This window comes from Spiroplasma endosymbiont of Cantharis lateralis, assembly GCF_964030855.1.
Classification (GTDB): Bacteria; Bacillota_I; Bacilli_A; order Mycoplasmatales; family Mycoplasmataceae; genus Spiroplasma_A.
This window is the reverse complement of sequence record NZ_CAXIQF010000003.1, coordinates 90,643-107,881: the sequence shown is the minus strand read 5'-3', so window position 1 is coordinate 107,881 and position 17,239 is coordinate 90,643. Positions and strand designations below refer to the sequence as shown.

The window sequence follows — 17,239 nt, the reverse complement described above, 5'->3', positions numbered from 1 at the left end:
TTTATTTTAAGTTTTTAGCAGTATTTAATATTATCTTAATAATTCTCTATTTAAGTTAATATGAGATAGAGTATAAATTTTTCACCATTTATTTAATTTATTAATATACTTTCCTTTTAAATAAGTAAATTTGCTTATTTTTTGAATGTTTTTAATGAAAGATACAAAAAATAACTTAAAGTCACTATTCAACCCAAAATTACAAATCCAGCAATTAGTAATTTTGTTGTAGATAATTCTATTGATCCAACAACATGACTGTAGAACATATATAAACATCCAAAAGGAGTTAATACTTCTATATAATAGAAATTTTGATTTTCTTCCATTAAACTTTGCAATGGAATAACTAAACCTGATAAAAACAAAAATACATAGAATAATAGCATTGAAAAAGGAATTATAGAGTTAATAGAAGTAACCAAAGATCCCAAAATTATAACTATCATAAAAGCTAATGAATAAGAAATAATTGGAAATGTTAATAGCATTAAAATAGCTTTATAATTAATATTTACTTTAAAAAGCAATATTGTAATTAAAAAAATTATCAAAGAAACAAAGATAAATATAATTAAATTAACTAAGTATAAGGCAATAGTATATCTTTTTATCGCCCCTTGAATGATTAAATAATGCTTAATTCTTTTTTCAACTTTATCTGAACAAAAATAAATACTTATAGGAATAATTGTTCCAGTTAAAGATATTAACAATATTATTCCTATTACTCCATAATGCAAATATTCCCTTCCAAGTAATAGTCCAAAAATTATTATTAATGCAATAGGAAAAACCACAGAAAAAATTCAATTAATTGGAGTTTTTATAACTCTTAAAAGTTCAACTTTAAACATCTTCTTTAACCATCTCTTCTAATATTTTTACTCTTTCCTGGTAGTTTCCTTCTAATTTAAAGTCTCTGATAATTTTTCCCTTTTCTAAAAAAATAACTCTATTACAAATTTTTGCAACTTCCTCAGGATTATGTGAGACTAATAATAAATTAATTTCATTATTTTGATAAACATAATTATAAATAATATTAATTATTTTAATTCTTCATTTGTAATCAAGTGAAGTTGAAATTTCATCCAAGACTAAGAAATTAGGTTTATTTAATAAAGCAATTAAGAATTTAAATTTTTGTTGTTGACCTGCTGAAATTTTTTTAAACTTATTATTCATAATTTCTTTTAATTCAAAATTATTAAAATATTTATTATGATCCAAACTAATTTTATATAATTTGCAATATAAATAAAAAATATCCTTTAAACTAATGTCTGTATTAAAATTTGAATCTTGAAAAACAGCATTATAAATATATTTTTTATCACAATAAAAATTTCCTTTATATGAATTTTTTAGATTTAAAATTAATTCTACAAGAGTTGTTTTACCTGCACCATTTAATCCCATAAATGCTATTCTTTCACCATCATTAATAATAAAACTTTCAATATCAAGAACTTTATTTTTTTTATAATAATACTTAAGCTTAGTTAACTTAATCATTTTCTCTCTCCTTCTCTAATGATTAGATTGTTATTGAAAATGTTTTTAGCAATTAAAAATAATGCCAATGATACATAATTTTAAAACATAAAGAAATTAAATAATTAAAACTTTATTAAAATAAAAAAATAAAACTTTATGTTAAAAGTTTTATTTTAATTATTAATTTTAATACCCAGTCTTATGTTCTTCACCTTTAACGATTGCAACTCCACCACTTGTTCCTAAACGTGACGCACCATTTTCAATCATTTGTATAGCATCATCATATGTTCTAACTCCACCAGCTGCTTTAACTTTTGCATTATCTTTTACAATTGACTTCATTAATGAAACATCTTTAAAAGTAGCACCTCCTGATGAAAAACCTGTTGAGGTTTTTACAAATTCTAAATTTGCTTTCAATGCTAATTCACAACATTTAATAATTTCTTCTTGTGTCAATAAACAATTTTCTAAAATTACTTTTACACAATTATTTGGTGCTGCTTTTTTTACAGCAACCATGTCATTTAAAACCAAATCTCAATTAGCATCTTTTACTGCTCCTACATTTATTACCATATCGATTTCACTTGCACCATTTTCAATTGCTTGTTTTGTTTCAAATGCTTTTACTTCACTTGTTGTTGCTCCTAATGGAAATCCCACAACAGTTGTTATACCAACATTACTTCCTTTTAATAAAGATTTTGCATAAATTATATGACTTGGATTAATACAAACTGTTGCAAAGTCATATTCTTTTGCTTCAATACATAATCTTTCTATTTCAACTTTTTTAGCATCCGCTTTTAATAAAGTATGATCAATATACTTATTTAATTTCATCTTAAATTTCTCCTGGTTTTTCTTGATTTTTTTCAACAAGATTTAAAACTCTTATTGTTTCACAACTAATATCTAATAAATAATCTCTTAAATTAAAATCATTTTCAGCTATCATTTTTAAGAAAACTGATATTTCATATTCAAATAAATCTTTATCATTTTCCGTTTTATGAATTACTTCGGCTTCATTTGAATTTGTTTTATAAACATTTATTTCTTCTAATTCTATAACATTTTTAAACGTCATAGTTGCAATATCTGATAGTAACTCATTTTCAATTATTCCCCTACTTGCTTTACTACAAACTATATTTGTTAAAACATCACTATCATGTTTTAAAATAACACAATCATTCATCCCACTTCCATTACCAAGTCTTTGACCCATTGATTTAACTTCAATAACTGGTCCAAAAAGAGCAATGCTTAATTCAACTGGATAAATTAACATATCATAAGTTGAACCCTTTCCAAGTTTTGAATCAAAAACTGAATCATATTGTCCCATTTTAACTTGAGCCATTCTTGAAGAATAGCGATTTAAATTTAAATTAGCAATAAATGGTTGATAGCTTTTAACAAACTTAAATAAATGAGAAATTTGCGGACAGTGAAATGTTTTATAAGCTTCCATTAAGAAAACATTATTTCTTTTTGCAATCTCTGCTATCTCAAGTGCTTGTTCAAAAGATAGTGTCAATGGTTTTTCAAGTAAAACATGTTTTTGTTGTGTTAAAAAATATTTAGATTGCTCATAATGCAAGCCATTTGGTGAGGCAATATAAACTGCATCAACTTCATCTAACATTTGATCAAAATTATCAACAGCTCTAGCATATAGCTTATGATCACGAATAAAATCTTTTGCTCTAGTCTTGTCTCTTGAATAACAACATACAACTTTACAATTTGGATTTTTTACAGCAGCACTTATAAACTGTTGTGTAATTTTTGAAGTACCAATTGTTCCAAACTTAATCATGTTCTTCCTCCTGCATAAATGGATTAAAATCCTCATCATCTTTTTCTATTACTTTTGATTTTTCTTTACTAACTTTGAGTTTAATTTTATCCTCTTGTTCAAACCATAATTTATTTGCAATTACTTGTTCTGATAACCTTGAAAAGCTTTCTAGTATTGAAATAACTACTCCTAAAATTAATTGAACTATAATAAATATTATAACCATTACATAAATATTTTTTGAAACAAAGAATATAGTTACAATATCAATAATTGAAAGAATAAAAATAGTTAAAATAAATATTGAACATAAAAGTATTTGAATTTTTTCTCTTCTAATATAATTATAGTTTAATTTTTTGTTAACATTTCTTCTAACAAAAAAGAAAATTAATAAACTTGCAATAGCTGATAATAATAATAAAATCTGAATTGCAATATAGGTTTTGTTATCTATTAATAAATTTTGTCCATCACTTTTAAAAACATTAATAAATGATATTAATGAAATTGAATAATTAAAAATTAATCCTAAAGTTAATAAGAATTTTATCATAGTAAAACTTCTTGGATTAACTTTATTTTTCATAAACCTTTTCACCTTCTACAAATGTTTTTAAAACTTCTAAATTTTTATTTAGAACAACTAAATCAGCAAATTTATTTTTTTCAATACTTCCTCGCTCATTAAAAATTTTTAATTGCTTTGCAATATTGATTGAAGTCATTTTAATTAATTCTGTCATTTGAATTTCAGGATTAGCTTCAAGCATTACTCTAATATTAAAATCATAAGTCGCTCCTGCTCCTGCTAAAACACCAGTATCTTTTAATGAAACTCTCATTCCCTTTTTAATTACTTCTAAATTTCCTAATTTATATTCACCGTCATCTAATCCTTTAGCATTCATAGCATCTGTTATAATGCAAATATTTTCTGCTCCTTTAATCTTATAAATTAATTTTAAAGTATCTTTTTCAATATGAATTCCATCGGTAATTACTTCACATAAAATATCATCTTTATATAAACTAAAAGTTGCAAGTCCTGGTTCATATTGACTAACTCCACTCATTCCATTAAATAAATGAGTTACATGTCTAAAACCAATTTCATAATCTTTTTCACATTGAGCAAAACTCATGTTTGTATGACCAACACTTGGTAAAATATTATTTTCTAATAAATACTTGGTAAAACTACCATCTTGTAAGTCAGCTGCATAAGTCATAATTCTTATACTATCATTTGATGCTTTAACTAACTCTTTTAAATAGTCAATATTTGGATTTGTTAATAAAGAAACTTCATGTGCTCCTTTTTTTTCTTTTGATATGAAAGGACCTTCCATATGTAAACCCAAACATTTTGACCCTAACTTTTGATTATCCATGAATTTACTAAATTCTTTTAAATACTTAATATTATTTTCCTTAGAATTGGTAACACTTGCTTGAACATAACTTGTAATACCCTCTTTTGATACATTTTTTGAGAAATTTTCAAAAGCGCTTATCGTACCATTCTCAAAGTCGTAACCATAACCACCATGAACATGACAGTCAATAAATCCAGGTAAGAGTCAATTACCTTTAATATCAATACCTTCCAAATTAGTTTTACCCTTATTAATCGATTTAATAATTTTATTTTCTATTTCTAATCAACCATTTTCAATTACTTCATTCTCAATTACAATTTTAGCATTCTTTATAATCATATTTTAGCTCCTAACAACTATATTTTAAGTCAAAAAGTGAAAACTTTATTAAAGAAATTAAATAATTCAAGATTTTATTGCTCTTTTAATAACATAATTGCTTCTTTTAAAGTAGTTAATCTTGGTTTTGGGTTCCTATTACAAGCTTTTATAAAGAGTAACTGATCTGAAATTATAAACAGATTTTGTTTTGCTCTGGTAATAGCAGTATACAACATTTTCTTATTAAGTATAAAATTAGAGTTTCTATTATTTCCATCTAAAATAATAATTGTATTTTTATATTCACTTCCTTGAGTTTTATGAATTGAACAAGCATAGCTCAATTTAACTTTTTGAAATGAACTTAATCCCATTTCTATTTCTCTTTCGTTAAAAACTATCTTTGCAGTTTTTAATTTATCACCAATGAAATTTAATTCTTTAATATAGCCTACATCTCCATTTGAAAGTTCATAGATTGGGTCATTTTCAATATACATAACTTTATCATTTACTCTAAACTCTAAATCATATCTTTTATAAGCTTTTGATTTTGAAGGATTAACTAAACTTTGAATAATGCTATTTAAATAATCAATACCTAAATTTTCTTTATACATTGGAGCAATAATTTGCAAATCATTTAATTGATCTTCAATATTTGTTGGATTTAAATTACTATACGTTTCTTTTAAAATATTGACAACATGATCATAGTCCTTTGAAAAAGTGAACTTAACATTTGAAGTATTTTCAAAATTAAAATTATTAATAGTTTCATTTTTAATTGCATCTGAAAGTTCAATAATAGAATTAATCTCTCCTTCACTATTTAATTGTCGATTATTTTTAATAAGTCTTGTTGTTTTAAAATAATTGCTAACAATTAAATCTTCATAAAGATTACCATAATTAACACTTGGTAGTTGCTCAACATCTCCTACTAATAGCATTTTTTTAATACCCTTTACTCCTCTTAAAAGCGAAGCAAATAAATGATTATCTATCATTGAACATTCATCAATAACAACTAAGTTTTTAAATATTGGTTTAGATTCATTTGCTTCAAAAATATCATTACCAGAATATTGCAATAATCTATGAATTGTTGAAGTTTTGTATCCTGAGTCATCTTTTATTTTTCCAGCTGCTCTACCAGTTGGCGCAGTTAGCGCAAAATTATTATCGTTATAGACTAGTTCATACATTTTTACAATTCCAGTAATAACTGTTGTCTTACCAGTGCCAGGTCCTCCTGTTATTATTGAAATATCATTTTCCATAAAATTTTTAATTGCTTCTACTTGTTCGTTATTATATTTAAAATTTTTAATTCCACTTCTAGTAGAAATAAAATTTTCAACTTCCTCTAATTTTTCTTCAAAGTTAAATTCTTTTTTTAAATAGTTAGTTCTATTTAACAAATCAAATAATTCTTTTGCAATAAATTGTTCATTTTCATAACTCTCTTTAGTATATATTTTTTGATTTTTAAAATAAATAATTTTTTGATTTTTTGCATAAAGAAGTTTGTTTTTAATTTCTTCATCACTTAAATTAAAATGTGTTTTCATTTTTTTAAGCAGCTGATTTATATCAGTAAAAGTATTACCCTCTTTAAAAAGAATTTCTTTTACAAACTCATTTGCAAATCAAGAAACTCTTTTTTCATCATTTTCTTCCATACCAAAAGTTGTACAGACTCTGTCAACTTCATAAAATGGTTGCATTCCTTTTTCATTTGCATAACTATAAAAATCTTCTCTTAAAATTTGTTCAATAAAATTAATATCTTCTTCTTCCTTTTGCAATAAATTTAAAAATTCTATTTTTAAATTATTTTCCACAAATATATCCAAAATTTTTGTATCACCAAATTTTGAAATGACTACATCATAAATTATTTCTGCTTTTGCTTGTGTCATATCTTTTATATTAAATAACTCAGCTTTATTATTCATTATTTTTGCAAAAACATCATCTTTAAAATATTCAACAATATTTTTTGCTAAATTTTTTCCAACTGTTGGAAAAATTGGTGAACTTAGATACTTAATTAAACCATCTTGATCAAAAGTTTTGACTTGACTAAAACTTTTTATTGATAAACTTTTTTGATTTCTTTTTGTATCATCAACTTCTTCTCCACTAACTTCATAAATAATACCAATTTTCATCATGCCAATTGGTCCTGTTATTACAATTGATTTTTTTTCATCGCTAAACAAAACAAAAATTGCTATCGCATAGCCATTATCTGATTTAAAAATAAATTTTGACACTTTACCTTTGTATTGTTTCATGTTTCTTACTTTCTAAAATAAAAATTATATTAATTTAATCATAATTAAAATAAAAAAACACATAAAGTGTTTCTAAATTAAGTCTTCTAAATCTAATTTAAGTTCACTAGTTTCTTCATCACTAATACTTACTTTTTTACTTTCATTAGATTCTCTTGATTCCTTGATCATTTCTTCTTGAAACTCTTCAGATATTATTTCTTCTTCAACTTCATCAAGAACTATTTCATTCTCAACTTCCTCAAGAATTATTTCATTTTCAACTTCATCAAGAATTATTTCATTTTCAACTTCATCAAGAATTATTTCATCTTCAACTTCATCAAGAACTATTTCATTTTCAAGTTCATTAAGGATTACTTCATCTTCAACTTTATCAAAAATTACTTCATCTTCAACTTCACTATTTAGATTTTTTGATTTTTCAATTTTATTAACCGCTGTTTTTTTAGCGGCTAACTGCTTTTTTACATTCACAACTTTCTTTGGTTCTTCATCATCTCCACCTTTTGGAGTTGGTGGTACATCATTATTATTAATAATGAATGATTTTTCTAAAGTTGTTGTAATTATTTCAGCCATATCTAAATCTTCTGGTACATCTTCTAAGTCAGCAAATTTAAAGTTTTTAACATTTAATTGTATTAAATTATCTTCTTCATCTAAAATATTTAAAATATCATTTGTTTGAATGTTATATAAGAATGTCGCAAATTCATCACGTTTTTTATTTCAAGGATATAATCTAACTCCTCTTTTTGGTCTCGCCATAATTGGAACATGATCTTGCTTAATTTTTTTAACATTTCCTTTATTTGTAATGATTAAAACATCACCATTACCAAATGCTTTACCAGCAACAATATCTTCATCTTTTACTACAGTTGACTTAACTCCTTTTGCATTAGGACCTGCTGAAGGTATCTCAGCGATATCATATCTAACAGCAAAACCAGTTCTTGTTAACATTGTTGCAGATTTTGTTTTTGAAGTTACAAGTGAAGCTGATACAAGTTCATCTCCATTTTGTAATTTAATAATTCTAAAAGGTTTTGAAAACATTTTAGTTTCTAAATCTTCAACTGGTGTACGTTTTATCATTCCCTTTTTAGTTGCTAAAAGTATTTCTTGTTTTGCATTTTTAAATTGTTTAACAACAAATGCAGCAAGAATTCTTTCATTTCCAGAAATTGTTGCAACTTTATTTATATGCATTCCAATTTCTTTTCATTTACTTGGAATAATTTTATAAACAGGAATTGAATAATATGTTCCTGCACTTGATACAAGTAAAATAAAATCTAAACTTGATGCTGGAACTTGTGAAATTCAAATATCATTTGGTTTACGTTTGAAATCTTCCATTGAGTTTTTTCCCAATTGAGAATCTTCAATTGCTTTTAAATAACCGTCTTGTGAAATTCAAATTGTATAGTCCTTTTGAACAATTGTTTTTTTAATTTCAACTTCAATATTTTCAATTTCACTAACAACTTGACTTCTTCTTGGAACACCAAATTCTTTTTTAGTTGCTGTCAACTGTTCAATTACTTTTTGATCAAGAACTTTAGCATCACCTAAAATTGCTTTATAACCTTCAATTAAAGATGATAATTCTTTTTTCTCTTCTTCCAATTTAACAATATCAGTTGAAGTTAATCTATATAGTCTTAAATCAACAATTGCTATTGCTTGAGTCTCACTAAATTGATATTTTTCAATTAAGTTTAGAATAGCATCACTTCTATTTGATGAATGTCTAATTATCTTAATAACTTCATCAAGAATTGAAATTGCTTTAATTAAACCTTCAATAATTTCTAATCTTTTTTCTGCTTTCTCTAAATCAAATTTAGTTTTTCTTGAAAAAATTTCTTTGTAATGCTTGATATAAGCAGTAATAATATCAATTATTCCTAACTGTTTTGGTTGTTTTTCAACAATAACAACATTATTATAGTTATATGAAATTTGTAAAGGAGTATTTTTTAATAAAAATTTTCTTGTAATTTCGTAATCAGCTTTAGGAGAAAGTTCAATTACTATTCTTAAACCAGTTCTATCAGTTTCATCGCGAACTTCTTTTACTTCTAAATGAGGATTTGCATCAACAACATCTCCCATTTTTTTAACAAGATCTTGTTTAATAATTTCATAAGGAATTTCATCAATAACAAGATTGTCACCTTCTCTATGAATTTTTGATTGAACAATTACTCTTCCTTTACCAGTTGCAAATGCAGAGTCAATTCCTTCTTGGCCCATAACAATTCCCCCTGTTGGGAAGTCTGGTCCTTTAACAATTTTTGAAATATCACTTAATTTTATTTTGGGGTTTTTAATAGTTGCAATAACTGCATCTATTATTTCAATACTATTATGAGGAGGCATATTTGTTGCATAACCAGCAGCAATTCCTGTTGCACCATTTACCAGGATATTTGGAAAATATCCTGGTAAAACTGTTGGTTCTCTTTCAGAATCATCATAGTTTGGTGCAAAAAGAACTGTATTTTTTTGCAAATCAGCTAAAATAATACTTGATATTTTAGCAAGTCTTGTTTCAGTATAACGCATAGCAGCAGCACTATCGCCATCGATAGAACCATTATTACCGTGCATATCAACTAAAGGAATATTTAATTTTCATGGTTGACTCATACGAACTAAAGCATCATAAACAGATGTATCTCCATGAGGGTGATATTTACCAATAACATCTCCAACCACACGAGCAGATTTTTTATAAGCTCTGTCATGAGTTAAATTTATTTCGTTCATTGTAAATAAAATACGTCTTTGTACTGGCTTTAAACCATCTCTTACATCAGGTAAGGCTCTTTCTTGAATAATATACTTAGCATATCTTCCAAATCGATCACCCATTAAGTCTTCAAGCGCGAAATTAATTATTCCTTTTTCTTCTTTATTATTTGACATTTTTATATCCTCCTAGTTTATATCAAAGTCCATCTCACTAATATCAGTGTTAATGAAGTCGATAATATTTAAATTTTTAATTGTTTTTCTACCCTCATATGATAATTCTCAAAGTCCTGTGATAGAATTTTGAACATACAATTTTGGATTATTTTTTGATACTAAACTTCTTCCAAGATTTGCCATTATTTTACTTACTTCTTCATCTTTTCTAATTTGAATATATATTTTTTCTAATTCTTCAATTTCATTAATATTAGCTTCTAAACTAACTTCATTAACTTTATTTTTATCTTCAGCTGCTAAACCAAAATCTATTGTGGCATAACCATTATAATACATTATTTTATCATCTACTTCAATTGATGAAATATATCTTGGAATACCTTCTATTTTCATAATTTTTTTTGCAAGCAGATTAATTGATTTTAATGAATCATCAATTTTTACAATTACATCTTCAAGATTTAGTCCAAAAATCTCAATTGCTCGATCCTCTTCAACTGCAACTGAACGCAAGTTAATAAAGATATTGAAAATGTCTATTCTCGTGGAACTTATTTCTTTTAAAACTTCTTTTGATTTTAAAAGAATTGGTCCTGTTGTTGGGTTTAAATAATATGAATCAGTGAATTCATCATAGACAAGAATACCCACATGTGGCTTAGATATTTCTCTGGCTTTTTGCATAACACTTTTAGATTTTTCAAGAAATTTGTTTATTGTTTTTATTAATCAGTTTACTTCTTTGTCTTTTTCTACATTTATTTCAATTCATTGTTCAGTTGCTAAAGATGTGGCTGAAAAATCATTTTCAGCATAGTCTGTACTTTTTAATTCAAAAAAAAGGATAGGTTCTTTCAGTTCATAATAAAAAGAAAATGTATTAAAAATATCTCCATATCTTTTAATTTCCTTATTTATTTTATTATATTCTTCAATTTTTTGAACAATAATCTTTGCCTTTTGTGCAAAAGAAAGTTTATTTTCCACATTTAACACATCCATCCTAGCAACTGTTTAACTAAATAAATTCCGTATTTTCTTCAAGTGTAAATTTAACATTTTCTTCAATTCATTCTTTTCTTTTTTCAGAATTATCACCCATTAGAGTTCTAAAAGAATTTTCAGCAGCTAGTGCATCATTAATTGTTACTTGTATTAATTTTCTATGTTCTGGATCCATTGTTGTTTCTCAAAGTTGATCAGCATTCATTTCTCCTAACCCTTTGTACCTTTGAATCTCAATTTTAGCTTTAGTTTTTTTCATATGACTTGCTAATTCTTCTTCTGTTCATAAATACATAAAGTCCTTTTTATTTGAACCTGTTGTGACCTTAAACAATGGAGGCATTGCGATGTAAATGTTTTTATTGATAATCAATTCTTTCATATAGCGATAAAAGAAAGTTAGCAATAAAGTTTGAATATGAGCACCATCGGTGTCAGCATCTGTCATTAAAATTATTTTTCCATAATTGATATCACTAATATCAAAATCACTTCCAATACCAGCACCAATTGCATTAATTATTGTTGTTATTTCTTCATTTTTAAGCAAATCAATTAATTTTGTTTTTTCAGCATTTATGACCTTACCTCTTAATGGTAAGATAGCTTGAAATTTTCTATCTCTTCCAGATTTTGCACTTCCTCCAGCTGAATCCCCTTCAACTAGATATAATTCATTTTCTTGTTTATTTTTTCCTTGTGCTGGAGTTAATTTCCCAAGCATTGTTCTTGACTTTGATTTTGATTTTTGATCTCTAACTGCTTGTCTTGCTTTTCTTGCTTCTTCTTTTGCTCTTCGAGCCAATAATGCTTTTTCAATAATTGAAATAGCAATTGTTTTATTCTCTTGCAATCAAAAACTAAAGTGCTCTTCAGTTACTTTTTCACAAGCATACTTAGCTTCACTTGTTCCTAATTTTCCCTTTGTTTGACCTTCATATTGAATTAAACTTTCTGGAATTTTTACAGTTACAATTGCTATTAAACCTTCTTTAATATCTGATGAATCTAATTTTTTATCTTTTTCTTTCAAAATACTTTGAGTTTTACCATATTCATTTAAGGCTTTAACCATTCCTGTTCTAAAACCAGTTAAGTGAGTTCCTCCATCACTTGTTTTAACATTGTTGGCAAATCCTAATACTGTTTCTGAAAAATCAGTTGTATAAGTTAAAGCAATTTCTACATCAATATTTTGCTCACTACCTTTTAACATAATTGGTGAGCATAAAGCTTTTTGATCACCTCTTAGTTCATTAACAAATTCTGTTAATCCATTTTCATATAGATATTCAACATACTTATCACTTCTATTATCTTTTAAAGTTAATTTAAGCCCAGAATTTAAAAGCGCTGATTCTTTTAATCTTTCACTAATTGTTGAAAATGAAAACTTTGTTGTTGAAAACATTGTTTCATCTGGTAAAAAGTTAACAATTGTTCCAGTTTGCTTTGAAGTTCCAGTTTGTTTTAACTGATCAACTAATTTTCCCCCATGAGCAAACTTAATTTGTGATATAAGTCCATCTCTGTGAATAATTACTTTAAATTTAGATGATAGTGCATTAACAACTGATGAACCAACTCCGTGCAATCCTCCAGAAGTTTTATAACCATCACCACCAAATTTTCCCCCAGCATGTAATACTGAGAAAATAATTTCTGGTGTTGATTGACTTGTTCCTTTATAACTTCCTATTGGAACTCCTCTACCATTATCTTTTACTGTCACTGAACCGTCTTTTTCAATTGAAACATTAATTTCACTACACACTCCAGCAAGAGCCTCATCAATTGAGTTATCAACTATTTCCCAAACTAAATGATGTAAACCCCTTGAATCAGTTGAACCAATATACATACCAGGTCTTTTTCTAACTGCTTCTAGACCTTCTAATATTTGAATACTATCTTCTGTATACGATAAATTATTATTGTTTTCAGCCATATTTTACCTCATTGTTTCATATTAGAATTAATATATCACATTTCATTAAAAAATGTCAATTTAATCAAAAACCCTTTAAAATAGGCACTTGTCTTCGAAATAGTTAGTTTTTACGATAAAAAACACTTAATGTGAGAATAGTTTTAATAAAAAAAAGAGTTTTGTAACTCTTTTCATTCAATTATTAATGATTTTACTTTTTCAATAAACTGCTAATTTTTGCAGCTACTAAATCAATTGCAATATTATTACCCTCATAATAAGGAATTATTAAATCAGCATGTTCAATTGAAGGCTCTACAAAAAATTTATACATAGGTCTTACAGTATTTAAATATTGATTTGTAATGTCATCTAGTTTTCTTCCACGTTCATTGACATCACGCATAAGTCTTCTAATAAAGCGAATATCATCATCTGTTCTAATAAAAATTTTGATATCGCCTCTTTTGCGAATTTCTTCAATATGTAATGCTAATATGCCATCTAAAATAACTACATTTGAAGGTTCTACTTTAATAAACTCACCACTTTGTGAGTGAGTTTTAAAATCATAAACTGGTGTTTCAATTGCTTTAAACTGTTTTAAATCATCTAAATGTTTACAAAGCAAGTCGATGTCTAATGAACTTGGATGATCAAAATTTACTAATTGCTTTTCTTCAAAGGTTAAATCACTAAAATCTTTATAGTAACTGTCCATTGTTAAATGCGTTACAGGCTTGTTCATAAAGATTTCATTGGCAATAGTTTGTGCTACAGTAGTTTTTCCACTAGCACTACCCCCTGCTACAATAATTATTGTGACTTTTTTCATATGTACCTCTATATAACCATTTAATATTTTATTGTAGTGTAACCTTTTTTCGGACACATTTTAAAAATACTTTATATATTGATATAAAATATTTGTGAACGAAGAGAGGTTTTATTTTGACTAAGTATTCAATCAATCAAAAAATTGAATTAGTATTAAATTTTTACAAATCTAATTTGTTATTAGCACAGTATTCAAAAGCAGTAGGAATTGATAAATCAAGATTGAAAAACTGAATAAAAATTTATGACGAAAATGGAAGAAGTGGATTTAAAAAATCCTTTAAAGCCAATAATGAGGAGATTATAAATTTAAAAAGAGAGCTTAAAAAATCAAAAAGAGAGAGTGAAGACTTAAAATTAAGAGATGAAATGTTTAAAGAATTAAGAGAAATGATTGATAGAAAGAAGTAAATAAGTGAGAGTTAAATACATTTAAATCAAAAGTAGTTTATAACTTTACAATTAAATACCCAAATATTGCAATTAGAAGACTTTGTAGAATAATTGATTTAGCAAAAAGTACTTACTATGATTGATTATCAAAAGGTAAACCAAAAATTAAGGCAATTAATTGAGGTTTGGTTTTGAGAATTAATGATGTTTATAAAAATGAAGTTAAAATCTATGGTTCTAGAAGATTAATGAAGTATTTAGATCTAAATTGTAGTCATAAAAAAGTTTTGCGAATAATGAAGTTTTTAAAGTTAAAACCTAATAACTATAAAATACAAAAGAATAAATCAGTTACTCCAGAAAAAATTGGTAAGTATCCTAGATTATTTAAATATCAAACAGATTTGAAAAATTATGGAGATATTTTCTCTGTTGATATTACCGAGAAAATAATAGCAGGATGCAAACTATACACTTGCGCCTTTTATCATGTAAACACTAAAAAAGTTTATGGTTTGGTAACTAAAAATATTAAAGGTATGAAATTAGTATTAGAGTCATTTTTTAATATGGTTAATGAATTTGGAACATTTAAACCAAACTCAATTATTCACTCTGATAATGGCTCAGAATTTAAATCTTATCAATATCGCTTAGCTACAATGTGATTTGATTTTGGCTTAAGTATGTCTAGAATTGGTAGATCAACGGACAATGGATATATTGAAGGTTTTTGAAGTACTCTTAAAAGAGAAGCAATCAAGGAAGGTTATAAATACAATGTTGTAAATGAATATATTTATAATTTGAAAATGTATCAATATTTTTATAATAATAATAGAGTTAGTTATAAAATATAGGTGTCCGAAAAAAAGGAACAGTACACATTTAATATTTTATATTTAATTATTAAAAAAATGAAGTATTTTTGACAATTTAACTATAAAATTAACTTGATAAAGGAGAAAATTATGGCAAAAAAAATTTTAGTAATCACAGGTACAGTTAGTCCTGTTGAAAAATCATTTTCATTAGCTTTAACAAATCGTTTTGTTAAAGAATATCAAACATTAAACCCACAAGATGAAATTATTCATTTAGATTTAAACAATGAGCAAATGGCTCATAAGACTCTTTCAAGAGAAAACTTTGGTACATATTTTAATGAACAAGATGCTTTAAAATATATTAATCAGTTAAAAGAAGTTGATAAAGTTGTTATTTCAAGTCCAATGAATAACTTTAATGTTTCAGCTTTAATTAAAAATTACTTAGATCACATATTATTAGCAGATCAAACATTTTCATATAAATATGTTAAACAAGGAGATGCTAAAGGTCTATTAGAACATTTAACAGTACAAATTTTAACAACTCAAGGTGCACCATTTGGATGATATCCATGAGGAAATCACACTGAATTTTTAAAAGGAACTTGAGAGTTTGTTGGTGCAAAAGTTAATCAACCAATTCTGTTTGCAGGAACTAAAATAGCACCTGTTTCAACAACAAATCCAAATGATGCAATGAATGCCATTGCTGATAAAATTATTGAAGCTGCTAAAAAGTTTTAAAATAACCTTAAAGGTTATTTTTTTGTTTTAACTAATTTTCTTTTTTAAGCTTTTATTGCTATAATTTCAAAGGAATAAGGAGAAATGTAGATGTACGCTTTTGACTATGAAGATATTCAACTAATACCAAGTATGTGTGTTGTTAAATCAAGAAGTGAATGTAATACTGAAGTTAAACTTGGCAAACATACTTTTAAAATGCCTGTGATGCCTGCAAATATGGCATCAGTAATTAATGAACAATTATGTGAGATGTTAGCCAAAAATGGTTACTTTTATGTTATGCATCGTTTCAATGTTGACTCATATGCTTTTGTTAAAAAAATGCTTAAAGCTAATTTAATTGCATCAATTAGTGTGGGAGTTAAACAAGAAGATTATGACTTAATTGAAAAACTTGCTAAAGACAATATTATCCCTGATTATATTACAATTGATATTGCTCACGGCCACTCAATTAGTGTTAAAAATATGATTGAACATATCAGAAAACATATGAAAAAATCAACTTTCATTATTGCTGGAAATGTTGGAACACCCTATGCTGTTAGAGATTTAGAATTTTGAGGAGCTGATGCAACTAAAGTTGGAGTTGGTCCTGGAAAAGTTTGTATTACTAAATTAAAAACAGGATTTGGAACTGGTGGATGACAGTTGGGTGCTATTAAGTGATGTAGCAAAGCTGCTCACAAACCAATTATTGCTGATGGTGGTTTGCGTGTCAATGGTGATATTGCTAAATCAATTCGTTTTGGAGCTGCAATGTGTATGATTGGAAGTTTATTTGCAGCTCATGAAGAATCACCTGGAGCTAATGTTACTGTTGAAGGTGAATTATTTAAAGAATATTATGGTAGTGCCAGTGAATATAATAAGGGTGAAAAAAGATATGTTGAAGGAAAAAAAGAGCTAATTAAAGTAAGAGGAAAATTAATGGAAACTTACAAAGAAATGCAAGAAGATCTGCAATCATCAATATCATATTCTGGGGGAACTAAGCTTAATGATATTAAAAAAGTGGATTATGTAATTTTGAAAACAAGTAACTTCTAATTTGAATATTTCAAATAAATGCACAAAACAGTGCATTTTTATTGACTTTTATTACATTTCAAACTCCCCTATCGGCTCATTTCAACTCCCCTATTCACTCTTTTATAAGATATTTAATATTTAAATTCTAAAACTTCTCAATTAACTTTCTATTTTATAAATATCTAGTAAAATTATCTTGA

15 protein-coding genes are annotated in these 17,239 nt (G+C 26.1%); 4 read left to right on the top strand and 11 right to left on the bottom strand.

The window, feature by feature from the left end; all coding sequences use genetic code 4:
• Positions 1 to 134 precede the first annotated feature (134 nt).
• The 11 genes from AAHM99_RS00980 to udk all read right to left on the bottom strand — a co-directional run bounded on the left by AAHM99_RS00980 (position 135) and on the right by udk (position 14,035).
• Complete coding sequence (locus AAHM99_RS00980) at positions 135 to 857, bottom strand: ABC transporter permease (protein ID WP_342274933.1); 723 nt, start codon at positions 855 to 857, stop codon at positions 135 to 137.
• The gene (locus AAHM99_RS00975; RefSeq protein WP_339031038.1) at positions 850 to 1,518 is read right to left on the bottom strand and encodes an ATP-binding cassette domain-containing protein; all 669 of its coding nucleotides are present in this window, start codon (positions 1,516 to 1,518) and stop codon (positions 850 to 852) included. Before AAHM99_RS00975 ends, AAHM99_RS00980 begins: the two co-directional genes overlap by 8 nt.
• Before the next feature lie 168 nt (positions 1,519 to 1,686).
• Positions 1,687 to 2,349: a deoxyribose-phosphate aldolase gene (gene deoC / locus AAHM99_RS00970; RefSeq protein ID WP_342274932.1), complete on the bottom strand. Its 663-nt coding sequence runs from the start codon at positions 2,347 to 2,349 to the stop codon at positions 1,687 to 1,689.
• A gap of 1 nt (position 2,350) precedes the next feature.
• Positions 2,351 to 3,331, bottom strand: coding sequence for a Gfo/Idh/MocA family protein (locus tag AAHM99_RS00965; RefSeq protein WP_342274931.1), 981 nt, complete (start codon positions 3,329 to 3,331; stop codon positions 2,351 to 2,353).
• The gene (locus tag AAHM99_RS00960; protein WP_342274930.1) at positions 3,324 to 3,902 is read right to left on the bottom strand and encodes a hypothetical protein; all 579 of its coding nucleotides are present in this window, start codon (positions 3,900 to 3,902) and stop codon (positions 3,324 to 3,326) included. The genes AAHM99_RS00965 and AAHM99_RS00960 overlap by 8 nt, the downstream gene beginning before the upstream one ends.
• The gene (nagA, locus tag AAHM99_RS00955; protein ID WP_342274929.1) at positions 3,892 to 5,034 is read right to left on the bottom strand and encodes an N-acetylglucosamine-6-phosphate deacetylase; all 1,143 of its coding nucleotides are present in this window, start codon (positions 5,032 to 5,034) and stop codon (positions 3,892 to 3,894) included. The genes AAHM99_RS00960 and nagA overlap by 11 nt, the downstream gene beginning before the upstream one ends.
• Positions 5,035 to 5,108: 74 nt before the next feature.
• Positions 5,109 to 7,319, bottom strand: a complete 2,211-nt coding sequence (locus tag AAHM99_RS00950) for an AAA family ATPase (protein ID WP_342274928.1) — start codon at positions 7,317 to 7,319, stop codon at positions 5,109 to 5,111.
• 72 nt (positions 7,320 to 7,391) lie between these two features.
• On the bottom strand, positions 7,392 to 10,259 hold the full coding sequence (gene parC, locus AAHM99_RS00945) for a DNA topoisomerase IV subunit A (protein WP_342274927.1): 2,868 nt from the start codon (positions 10,257 to 10,259) through the stop codon (positions 7,392 to 7,394).
• A gap of 12 nt (positions 10,260 to 10,271) precedes the next feature.
• Positions 10,272 to 11,252 (bottom strand): hypothetical protein, encoded by a 981-nt coding sequence (locus AAHM99_RS00940; protein WP_342274926.1) that lies wholly within the window; start codon positions 11,250 to 11,252, stop codon positions 10,272 to 10,274.
• A gap of 31 nt (positions 11,253 to 11,283) precedes the next feature.
• Positions 11,284 to 13,218, bottom strand: coding sequence for a DNA topoisomerase IV subunit B (gene parE / locus AAHM99_RS00935; protein ID WP_339031052.1), 1,935 nt, complete (start codon positions 13,216 to 13,218; stop codon positions 11,284 to 11,286).
• A gap of 193 nt (positions 13,219 to 13,411) precedes the next feature.
• On the bottom strand, positions 13,412 to 14,035 hold the full coding sequence (gene udk, locus AAHM99_RS00930) for a uridine kinase (protein ID WP_339035005.1): 624 nt from the start codon (positions 14,033 to 14,035) through the stop codon (positions 13,412 to 13,414).
• 116 nt (positions 14,036 to 14,151) lie between these two features.
• Between udk and AAHM99_RS00925 the strand changes: the two genes are divergently transcribed.
• From AAHM99_RS00925 to AAHM99_RS00910, 4 genes are all read left to right on the top strand, one after another.
• Positions 14,152 to 14,448, top strand: a complete 297-nt coding sequence (locus AAHM99_RS00925; protein WP_342274802.1) for a transposase — start codon at positions 14,152 to 14,154, stop codon at positions 14,446 to 14,448.
• Positions 14,449 to 14,726: 278 nt separating this feature from the next.
• Positions 14,727 to 15,290 (top strand): DDE-type integrase/transposase/recombinase, encoded by a 564-nt coding sequence (locus AAHM99_RS00920; protein ID WP_342274925.1) that lies wholly within the window; start codon positions 14,727 to 14,729, stop codon positions 15,288 to 15,290.
• 111 nt (positions 15,291 to 15,401) lie between these two features.
• Positions 15,402 to 16,004 carry an FMN-dependent NADH-azoreductase gene (locus AAHM99_RS00915; protein ID WP_339031056.1) on the top strand — a complete coding sequence of 201 codons (603 nt, stop codon included), beginning with the start codon at positions 15,402 to 15,404 and terminating at the stop codon, positions 16,002 to 16,004.
• A 90-nt stretch (positions 16,005 to 16,094) separates the two neighbouring features.
• Positions 16,095 to 17,057, top strand: a complete 963-nt coding sequence (locus AAHM99_RS00910) for a GMP reductase (RefSeq protein WP_342274924.1) — start codon at positions 16,095 to 16,097, stop codon at positions 17,055 to 17,057.
• Positions 17,058 to 17,239: the final 182 nt, after the last annotated feature.